At 69.6% G+C, this 9,755-nt stretch carries 5 protein-coding genes; 2 read left to right on the plus strand and 3 right to left on the minus strand.

From position 1 onward, the window contains the following. Positions 1-39 precede the first annotated feature (39 nt). From M8C17_RS32185 to M8C17_RS20670, 3 genes are read right to left on the minus strand one after another with little or no spacing between them, the layout of a single operon-like run. Positions 40-2,169, minus strand: coding sequence for a ThuA domain-containing protein (locus M8C17_RS32185; protein WP_308209548.1), 2,130 nt, complete (start codon positions 2,167-2,169; stop codon positions 40-42). Between the two features lie 32 nt (positions 2,170-2,201). Next, the gene (locus M8C17_RS20665) at positions 2,202-5,072 is read right to left on the minus strand and encodes a ricin-type beta-trefoil lectin domain protein (RefSeq protein ID WP_252418160.1); all 2,871 of its coding nucleotides are present in this window, start codon (positions 5,070-5,072) and stop codon (positions 2,202-2,204) included. Positions 5,073-5,132: 60 nt separating this feature from the next. Beyond that, positions 5,133-8,276, minus strand: a complete 3,144-nt coding sequence (locus tag M8C17_RS20670; RefSeq protein WP_252418161.1) for a carbohydrate-binding protein — start codon at positions 8,274-8,276, stop codon at positions 5,133-5,135. Between the two features lie 456 nt (positions 8,277-8,732). Between M8C17_RS20670 and M8C17_RS20675 the strand changes: the two genes are divergently transcribed. After that, a complete protein-coding gene (locus tag M8C17_RS20675) occupies positions 8,733-9,197 on the plus strand; it encodes an SRPBCC domain-containing protein (protein ID WP_252418162.1) in 465 nt (154 codons plus the stop codon). Continuing rightward, positions 9,194-9,550, plus strand: coding sequence for a winged helix-turn-helix domain-containing protein (locus M8C17_RS20680; RefSeq protein ID WP_308209549.1), 357 nt, complete (start codon positions 9,194-9,196; stop codon positions 9,548-9,550). The genes M8C17_RS20675 and M8C17_RS20680 overlap by 4 nt, the downstream gene beginning before the upstream one ends. The last annotated feature ends 205 nt before the right edge of the window (positions 9,551-9,755 follow it).

The raw sequence follows: 9,755 nt of genomic DNA on the forward strand, positions 1-9,755 counted from the left end.
GCCGGCCCCCGTGGGCGGGCGTCGGGGGAGCAGGCCGGGTCAGCTGCCGTGGACCTCCAGCTCCCACAGCGAGTAGCCGTACGCGGGCAGGGCGCGTTGGGTGCCGTGCACGCGCAGGTAGCGCCCGGTGGCCGAGAGCGGGATGTCGTCGACGCCGCCGTCGCCGGTGGTCATCGTGTGGATCGGCGACCAGGTGACGTTGTCCGGGGACACCTGCACCTGGTACGCCCGCGCGTACGCCGCCTCCCAGGTCAGCCGGACCCGGTTGACGGTGCGCGTCGCGCCGAGGTCGACGGAGATCCACTGCGGGTCGGCGTAGGCGCTGCCCCACCGGGTTGCCGGGTTGCCGTCGACCGCGTTGCCCGCCACGTGGGCGCTGCCGGTCTCGACGCTGGACGTCGTCACCGGCCGGCCCCGGGAGAGCAGGGTGCCGTCGGACGGGGTGCCGTAGACGTTGAGATCCCACAGCGAGTAGCCCCACTGGGTGGCCCGCTGGGTCCCGTACACCCGTAGGTACCGTCCGGTGCCGGCGACCGTGAGGTCGTCGACGCCGCCGTCGCCGGTGGTCGTCGTGTGGATCGGCGACCAGGTGACGTTGTCCGGGGACACCTGCACCTGGTACGCCCGCGCGTACGCCGCCTCCCAGGCGAGCCGGACGCGGTTGACGGCGTACGTGGCGCCGAGGTCGACCGAGATCCACTGCGGGTCGGCGTAGGCGCTGCCCCACCGGGTTGCCGGATTGCCGTCGACCACGTTGCCCGCCACGTGCCCACTGCCGGCCTCCACGCTCGACGCCGTCGCCGTTCGACCCCGGGCGAGGTCGGTGACGGGCGGCTCGCTCGGGCCGTCGGTCCTGATTCGCACGTTGCGGTAGTTGATGTCGAGGCCGGCGCCGTCGTTCTGCAACCCGATGTATCCGTTGGCGATGGCCCGGCTGCTGACGTAATCATTGATCTTGACCCCGTTGAGCCAGATCTCGACCCGCTGACCGTGCACGCCGATCTCGTAGGTGTTCCAGGACCCGGGTGGGTTGAGCGCCGCCGCGCGTGCCGCCTGGTTCGGGGCCTGGAAGCTGTAGACGCTGCCGGTCGTGCGCGACGGATCGGCGTCGGTGGCGTCGATCTGGATCTCGTGACCGGCGTCGACCGGGCCCCACGGGTCACCCTGCGGATCGGGGAACCCGATGAAGACCCCACCGTTGTCGTCGCCCGGCATCATCCAGTCGACCTTGAGCGAATAGTTGCCGAAGGTGCGCACCGGGTACCAGAGCAACCCCATCCCGCCGTACGAGGTCAGCGTGCCGTCGGTCAGGGTGAAGCCGCCCGGACCGGCCTGCCGCCACTGGGCGAGACTGGCCTGGGTGCCGTCGAAGATCGGCGTGTAGCCGGGCTCCGGCCGGCAGTCGGCCGGGGCGGCACCGGCCGCCACCCGGATCCCGCCGAGCAGCATCGCCGTGAAGTTCGGGTCGCTGTAGCTCTGCTCGGTGTGGCCGAGGCCCGTGTACCAGGCGCGCCCGCCGCCGTAGTTGTGGCACCAGGTGATCGGGTGGTCACCACCCATCGACCCGCCGCTGTACGACGACTCGTCGAGGCTGGCCAGCACCTTGACCGCCGAGCGGGGGTTGGTCCGGTAGTTGTACCACTCGTCGGTGCGCGTCCAGGTCGACGGCAGGTGCGCGGTGGACGGGTTCGCCCGGTCCTCGACCCGGATGGTGGCCTGCTGGATCGCCGGGTGCGAGGCGAAGTACCCGCCGACCAGACCGCCGTACCACGGCCAGTCGTACTCGGTGTCGGCGGCGGCGTGCACCCCGACGTAGCCGCCGCCGGCAGCCACGTACGCCTCGAAGGCACTCTGCTGGCTGGTGTTGAGCACGTCGCCGGTCGTGTTGAGGAAGACCACGGCCTGGTACCGGGCGAGGTTGCCGGTGGTGAACGCGGTCGCGTCCTCGGTGGCGGTGACGGTGAAGGCGTTGGCCGCGCCGAGCTGCTGGATCGCGCTGATGCCCTGCGGGATGGCGGAGTGCCGGAAACCCGCGGTCTTGGAGAAGACCAGCACGTTGGTCAGTGGCGCGGCGTCGGCTGGGGCCGGATTCACCGTCGCCGCACCGGCGGCGAGGGTGAACCCGGCGACCACGGCGGCGAGCGTCGCGGTGATGGCGCGTCTGCGCATGGGGACTCCTTGCGGGGTCTCGGACGGACAGGTCAGGGCAGGGTCCAGTTCTGCGCGGCCGTGCCGTTGCAGTCGTAGATCTGCAACTGCCGTCCGTTGGTCGGGGTGGAGGAGGGGATGTCGAGGCACCGGTTGGCCTGCGGGTTGCGCAGGCTGCCGTTGGGGCCGGACACCCACTGCTGGGCGCCGGTGCCGTTGCAGGTCCACAGGTGGATCGGCGTGCCGTTGGTGGTGCCGCTGGACTGCACGTCCAGGCACTTGCCCAGGCTGCGGATGGTGCCGTCGCCGGGAAGCGTCCACTGCTGGTTGGTCGCCCCGGCGATGCAGTCCCACATCTGGACGCGGGTGCCGTCGGCGGTGCCGCCGGCGTTGACGTCGACGCACTTGCCCATGCCCCGGATCGGGCCGGTGCGGGTACCTCCGGCCGGGGTGCTCACCCCGGCGCCGGTGAACGTGTAGCTGTCCAGGTCGAGCAGGGCGCCGCCGGTGCCGCCGGTGAAGACGACGTAGAGGTCGTGCGTGTTGTCGTCGGGTTTGGTGACGGTGGCGCTGACCTCGGTGTAGTTGTCCCAGCCGCCGGTGTTGGGCACGGTGACCCGGGCGACTTCGGGACCGGTCGGCGAGTCGTACCGGAAGGAGACCACGTTGCCGGCCTTGTCCGAGGAGACTCGGGCCCGGACCCCGGTGATGCCCTTCAGGCTCACCGCGTGGTGCCGGACGTACTCGCCGGTCTGGACGTCACCGAGCCGCCGGCCGCCCTCGGCGCCGCTGGCGTTGATCACCTGGGGGCCGTGCAGCGAGACGTAGTGCTCGGCCTGCCACTGCTTGGGCCAGAGCGTGACGTCCTTCTCCGCGGTCAACGGCACCGAGCCGGCGGCACCCCGGTCGGTGTAGCCGGCCCGCAGCAGGAAGAAGAGCACCGAGTCCGGCCCGGCGTGCACCGGTCCGGTGTTGACGATGAAGCCGCAGCCGGTGCCCTGGCCCTCCTCGTGGGCGTGCTCCTGGTGGCCCAGGGCCGCCCGGATCACCACGTTGGCGCACGGGACCGTGCCGTCCTGCGCGTCGCTCGCGGTGGCGGTGGCGGTCAGGTTCTCGTCCCAGGAGAACAACCCGCCGTTGGGGATGCCGTTGAGCGACACGGTGGGCCGGTTGTTGCCCACCACGACCGCCACCTGGGTGGTGCCCGAGCGGCCGGTCCCGTCCGACACGGTGAGCCGGGCCCGCTTGTCGCCGTTGCTGGCGTACGTGTAGGTGGGGTTCGCGGCGGTGGAGTCGACGGTGCCGTTGCTGTCGAAGTCCCAGGCGTAGGTCAGCGGGTCGCCGTCCGGGTCGGTGCTGCCGGCGCTGGAGAAGCTGACCGTGAGCGGGCTGAGGCCGTTGTCCGGGGTGGCCGAGGCGACCGCCGTCGGGGACCGGCCGCCGGCCACGTAGTTGATTTTGTACAGCCCGGCGGCGGCATCACCGGAGAAGTAGCCGTTGCCGTACTCCAGCAGGTAGAGCGAGCCGTCCGGGCCGAACTCCATGTCGATCGGGTGGACGAACGACATACCGGCGAGCACCGGCTCGATGACCGTCGGGTTGCCGGTGCGGGCGTTGCCGTTGTCGAACTGGACCTCCTTGACCCAGTTACGGCAGTACTCCGTGATGATCAGCTTGTTGTCGTAGTACTGCGGCCACTTCACCTCGGAGTTCAGGTTCGGGTCGAAGTGGTACACCTCGGCGTGGTTGGGCGAGCCACAGCCACCCGGGTTGTCCAGGGCCGGCCACTCCCGGCTGCCGCCGTGCTGCTCCCAGACCAGGGCGCCCCTGGTCGGCGGCAGCTGCTGCAGGCCGGTGTTACGCGGCGAGTTGTTCACCGGGCCGGCGCTGCCGCCGCACGGGAACCAGCCGCGCGGCGCGTTGGCGGCGAAATCCCAGTCGTTGTAGGCGACGTTGGGCCCGCCGCAGTACGGCCAGCCGTGGTTGCCCGGCGCGGTGGCCCGGTTCCACTCGTCGTACGCCGCCGGTCCCCGGTTGGCGATGGTCGCGCCCGCGTCCGGCCCGACCTCACCCCAGTAGAGGGTGTTGCCGTTCTTCTTGTCGATCCAGATTCGGTACGGGTTACGCACCCCCATGACGTAGACCTCTGAGCGGGTGCCGCTGGTGCCCGGCGCGAAGAGGTTGCCCGTCGGGACGGTGTACGTGCCGTTGTCCTCCGGGTGGATCCGGTTGATCTTTCCGCGCAGGTCGTTGGTGTTGCCCGAGGTGCGCTGCGCGTCGTACTGGGCGTCGCGGCTGGTCCGCTCGTCGATCGGCGCCATGCCCGCCGAGTCGCCGCCGGAGTTGGTGTTGTCGCCGACGGCGAAGTAGAGGTTCTCGTTGCTGTCCCAGGTCATCGAACCGGCCGAGTGGCAGCACAGTCGCCGTTCGGTCGGCCACTCGATGAGCTTCGTCTCGCTGGCCGGGTCGAGCACCAGGGTCGTCGGGTTGAAGGTGAACCGCGAGATGCGGTTCACCAGCGGCGTCGCGACCGGCGAGTAGAACAGGTACACCCAGCGGTTGGAGGCGAACCTGGGGTGCACGGTGATGCCGATCAGACCGTCCTCGAACCGGGCGTCGAGCTGGAGGGTCAGCGCGACGGTCGTGGTGCGGTTGGCCGGATTGTAGAGGCGTACCTGCCCGCCGCCGGAGCTGGTGCCCCGGTTGATGTAGAGCACCTTGCCGTCGGGCAGGACGGACAGTTCGATCGGCTCGCCCATCGAGAGCCCGCCGTCGAGCTTGACCTTCTCGAACTGGTTGGTCGGGGGAGGTGCCGCCGTCGCCGGCGGGGCGGCCGTGGTGACCCCCACCAGTATCGGCAGCAGGCTGGCGAGGGTGGCCAGGACGACGGCCGCGACGAGACGCGGACGTGGTTTGCGGATCATGGCGTTCTCCGGTGTCCAGGGGCGGGGACGGCGGGCCGGTCTGACCCGCCGGTTCCGGCGTCAGGCGGCGACGAGGTCGAACTTCTCCCAGGGACCGACGGCGTCCCGGTTCGCGATCAGTGCCTCGGCCCCGGCGTTCTCCGCGACCACGTACCTGTTGTTCACGGCCGCCCGGAGGCTGACCGAGCCGTCCGGGTTCCGGACCAGCGCGAAGGTCTCCCACGACCCGGCCGCGGCCCGGTTGGCGACCAGCGGGTTGGCGCCGGCGTTCTCGGCACACACGAACTGGTTGTTCACCCGGGCCCGCAGGGCGACGTTGCCGCCGCCGAGGTCGACCTGGTCGAACCGCTCCGAGCCGCCGATCGCGACGGCGCTCGCCACCAGGTTGCCGGCGCCGCCGTTGGTGGCGGAGACGTACCGGCCGTTGGCCTGGGACCGCAGCGCGACGCCACCGCCCGTCGGTGGGCTGCTGCCGGTGAGGACCCGGATGGCGTCCACCATGCCCACCGAGGTGGTCTTGTTGACGATGCGGATGGTGTGCGTGCCGTTCGTCAACCCGGTCCGGCTGAAGACGACCTGCTGTGCCTGGCGGGGGCCGGTGACGTTGAGGTTGACGTTGGCCTGGAAGACGTTGTCCAGGTAGACGTCGACGTTGCCCATGTCGCTGAACCGCTCGGAGAGGTACTCCACACCGGTGCCGGTGAACGTGTAGCTGGCGGCGGCGCCGACGGTGGTGCTGTGGTGGGTGTCGTCGTTGTAGTCGCCGTACCCCCGGGCCGTGGTGTGGTGCCAGTTGGCGTCGTAGGTCAGCATCGTGTCGTTGACCAGCCCTCCGCCGCCGACGCCGCCGAGGCCGAGCGTCGAGGCGGTGCCCGACAGGCTCTTCTCGCCCTGGTTGGCGGTGCCGGTCAGGGTGGTGGCCGCGTACGTCGACAGCGGCTTGGCGGTGCGCTCCACCACGTACACCGTGTTCGCCGCGGTGGCGAAGCTGATCTCGGCGGCCGAGGTGGTGGTCAGCACGGCGTTGTCCGACGTACGGCGAACCCGCACCTCCTGGCCGCCCCACGGGTTCACCACCCGCGCCGACTTGCCGTGCAGGCTCTTCAGACCGACGTACTTGACCTCGCCGGCCTCCCGCTCCGAGCTGACCAGGAAGCCGTCCTTGGCCAGCAGCGTGAACTTCCCGACGAAGCTGGAGTCGGTCGGCACGGCCGGGAAGACCCGGATCCTGTCGTTGTACGACTGCAGCAGGGACTCGTTCATCGCCGCCAGGTGGATGCCGAGGTACTCGAAGACCCCGTTGGTGTTGTTGGTCATTCCGTTCGGATAGTTCTGGTACTTCTGCAGCATGGTCCGCATGCCCTGGAACGCCTGGTTGCCGAGACCGAGCCGGGCGGCGTGCACGTGGTCGTTGGACCAGACGTTGCCGTACGGGTGCGGTCGCACGTTCCAGGTGTTGACGGCGGTCTGCTGGTCGGGGTAGCCGATGCCGGTCTGGTCGTAGGGCCAGACCAGCTCCAGCGACACGTTCTCGTTGTTGCGGGTCTGCGAGATCGGCGGGTCGTGCGGCAGGTACGCCCCGTTCTGGACCTGGTACGGGGCCAGGTTGTCGACGATGGTCTGCCAGTTGGCCCGTAGTCCCGCGTCGAGGCCGAGCTGCTGGCTGACCTGGATGGCGAGCGGGAAGAGCAGCCGTACCGCGGCCAGGTCGGTGATCGCGTTGCGGACGTCCCAGTACGTCTCGTGCGCGTTGGAGTTGGCCATGTACCACCGACCGGTGGCGGGGTCACGGTCGAGCATGTCCTCGTAGAACTTCACGGCCTCCCGCATGTACGGGTACGCCGTGTTGCGCAGGTACGCCTCGTCGTTGCTGTACCGGTACTGGAGGTACATGTTGTAGGCGGCCTCGGTGCCGGTCGAGTAGAGGTCGTTGACGTAGTCGCTGTTGACGGTGCCCCGGGCGTTCCCGTCCCAGCCCATCGTCTCCGGCACCCAGAGACCGTCACTGCCGTAGCGGGTGGTCGTGTACGACTTCAGCGCGGCGAGGTTGCGACTGTAGAGCCGGTTGAAGCCGGCCATCACGTCGAGATGGTTGCTGGCCAGGAACGAGTTGTAGACGTCGCGCTGGTTCCAGTACCAGTACCCGTTGCTCCACTTGGAGTTGTCCTGGGTGGCCCGGAACACGCCGTTGATGAAGTGCAACGGGTAGTTGCCGTAACCACCCGCGGCGATCATGTACGTCGCCAGGTAGTAGACGTTCTCCAGGTAGTCGGCGTCGCCGCCGGCGTTGGAGTACTGGACGAACGACTTCGCCCAGAAGTCGTGCCACCAGGTGCGGTAGTTGTTCAGCGTGGTGGCGTAGCCGGCGCCCTTGACCGTCGCGAGCTGGTTCTTCGCCTGGGTCACCGAGTTGAGGCCGGGCGCGTTGATCCGGCTGGCCGCGGTGAACCAGACCGTGTAGCTCGACGTGGGGGTGATGTTCAGCCGGACCCGGGTGCCGTTGACGACCTGGGAGGTGTACGACGCTCCCTCGACCGTGGCCGCGAGGGTGTACCCGAAGTTGTTCGCGTCCGTCTGCCCACGGCTCAACCCGACGCCGCTGGCGTCGGCGAAGGTCGAGACGGTCCGCCACGTGTTCAGGTCGGGGACGTCGGCGATGTTCTGGACGGTGTTCATGTCCCAGAGGCTCAGGTCGAGGCCGACGCTGGTCACTCCGGGACGGCTGTCCTCGACGTGGATGCCCATCACCTCGGAGTTGGGCGCGCCCATGACCGTGATGGTGCGGTTGTTGTCGTACTTCGTGGTCAGCGTGCCGTCGTACAAGGAGAGGCGCTGCTGGAAGGTGGTGTAGCCGGTGTCGACCTGCGGGTTGCTGGAGAGGTTGACCAGCCCGGCGGCGTAGGTCGACTGTTGGGCCAGGTCCACGCCGGAGACCTGCATGGTGAGGCCGTTGGCGTTCCAGGCCATCGCACCGGTCCGGCCGTTGCCGACGGTGAGCCCGTGCAGGGGGTTGGTGTTCGGGCGGTTGTAGACGATGTCGTGCTTGGCCAGGTAGGCGGCCCGGTTGACGTTGAGTGTCCCGGTGCCGGTGCTGAATGCGGCGTCCGTCGGTGCTGCGGTGGCCGGGCCGCCCGGGCCGACGGCGACGACGCCACCGGCGAGCAGGACGGCGAGCGCGATACGCAGCGGCGTTCTCACCTTCATCGACACGATCTCCTCTGGATCGTCCGTGCGGATGATGTCTCGCGCCCCGGGGAACTGCCCGGTCTGCCCGCGTCCGCCGAAACGCGAGCGACATCGAGACGATCTGGGACGGTGTCACCGGGCTGGCTCACTCGACAGCGAGGTAAACATCGACCCACATCTTTGACATGCAGTTAACATCGGATGTATTTGCGGGTCAATACCTTCGGTTCCGGAATCTCACCTCGGACGTACCGAGCCTGGACGGCAAGGGTCGTCATACATCGGATCTATTGATGGCCCCAGCGCTGGCCCCGGTCGGCGTTCCCTGGCGCTGGCGCGCGCCGAGCGGGCGCTGTGTCGTTTCGCGCGTCCGTCTCGTCGGTGGTTTCGCCTCCCATTCGCAACTGATGGTTGCGGGTGTCGGGCATGTCGGCTAGCGTGATGCGCAACCAAACATTGCGAAAGGCGGCAGGCGTGGAATTCGGAACGATCGAGCGTGAGATCCACATCGACGCGGCACCCGAGGTCGTCTTCGACGTGGTGAGCAGCCCGGAGCACCTGCGCGAGTGGTGGCCGGACGAGGCGGAATATCCGGCCGTGCCCGGGGGAGCGGGGCGGATCGGCTTCGGTGACGTCTCCCAGGACGGCGGCACCTGGGTGCAGTTCGCGGTCGTCGACGCCGTGCCGCCGCGGCACTTCTCCTTCCGCTGGACACACGAGGAGGGGGAGACCGCCGGCCCGGGCAACTCGTTCCTGGTCGTCTTCGAACTCGAGCCCGCGGGGAGTGGGACGCGCCTGCGGATGACCGAGAGCGGTTTCCGCGAGCGTGGCTGGGACGAGGCGAAGGTCGCCGCCGAGTACGCCGACCACGTCAGCGGCTGGGACCTCTTCCTGCCGCGCCTGCCGGTGTACGCCGCGAAGGTCGGAGCGGGCTCGTGAGCGTCCTGGTGGACGACGACCTCTGGTCGGCGGTGGGTGACCCGACCCGGCGCCGGATGCTCGACCTGTTGCTGAGCGAGGGCAGCGGGACGGCGACCAGCCTGAGCGAGCGCCTGCCGGTGACCCGTCAGGCGGTGGCGAAGCACCTCGTCGTCCTCGACCGGGTGGGCCTGGTGCACGCCACCACCGCCGGCCGCGAGAAGCAGTTCCGCGTCGACGAGGCCCAGCTCGCGCGCGCCGTCGCCCAGCTCGCCGACGTCGGCGCGGCCTGGGACTCCCGCCTGCGGCGTATCAGGCGCATCGCCGAGACGATCCAGCGCGGCAGGGACGCCGACAGCGAGAAGAAGCGGTAGGGAGGCGCCCGAGGTCGGAACCCCGCCCTCGATCGGGTGGCATGCGACCGCGCCTGCGGGCGGGGCGCCGGGCGGAACATACCGTCGGCGGGGGAGCGAGCAGAGGGTCGGCCGGTGGCGGCGGAGGCGGGCTCTCTGCTGTTCCCCAGGCCCGACGACGGTGTCCGCCACCGCGCGGGCCGTTGCGGTGGTCGGCAGGCGGTAT

The sequence above is a fragment of the Micromonospora sp. RHAY321 genome (assembly GCF_023896955.1).
Lineage (GTDB): Bacteria > Actinomycetota > Actinomycetes > Mycobacteriales > Micromonosporaceae > Micromonospora.

Coding starts and splice junctions, on each gene's coding strand:
- M8C17_RS32185 (WP_308209548.1), bottom strand. CDS start 2,169: ATGCGCAGACGCGCCATCACCGCGACGCTCGCCGCCGTGGTCGCCGGG.
- M8C17_RS20665 (WP_252418160.1), bottom strand. CDS start 5,072: ATGATCCGCAAACCACGTCCGCGTCTCGTCGCGGCCGTCGTCCTGGCC.
- M8C17_RS20670 (WP_252418161.1), bottom strand. CDS start 8,276: ATGAAGGTGAGAACGCCGCTGCGTATCGCGCTCGCCGTCCTGCTCGCC.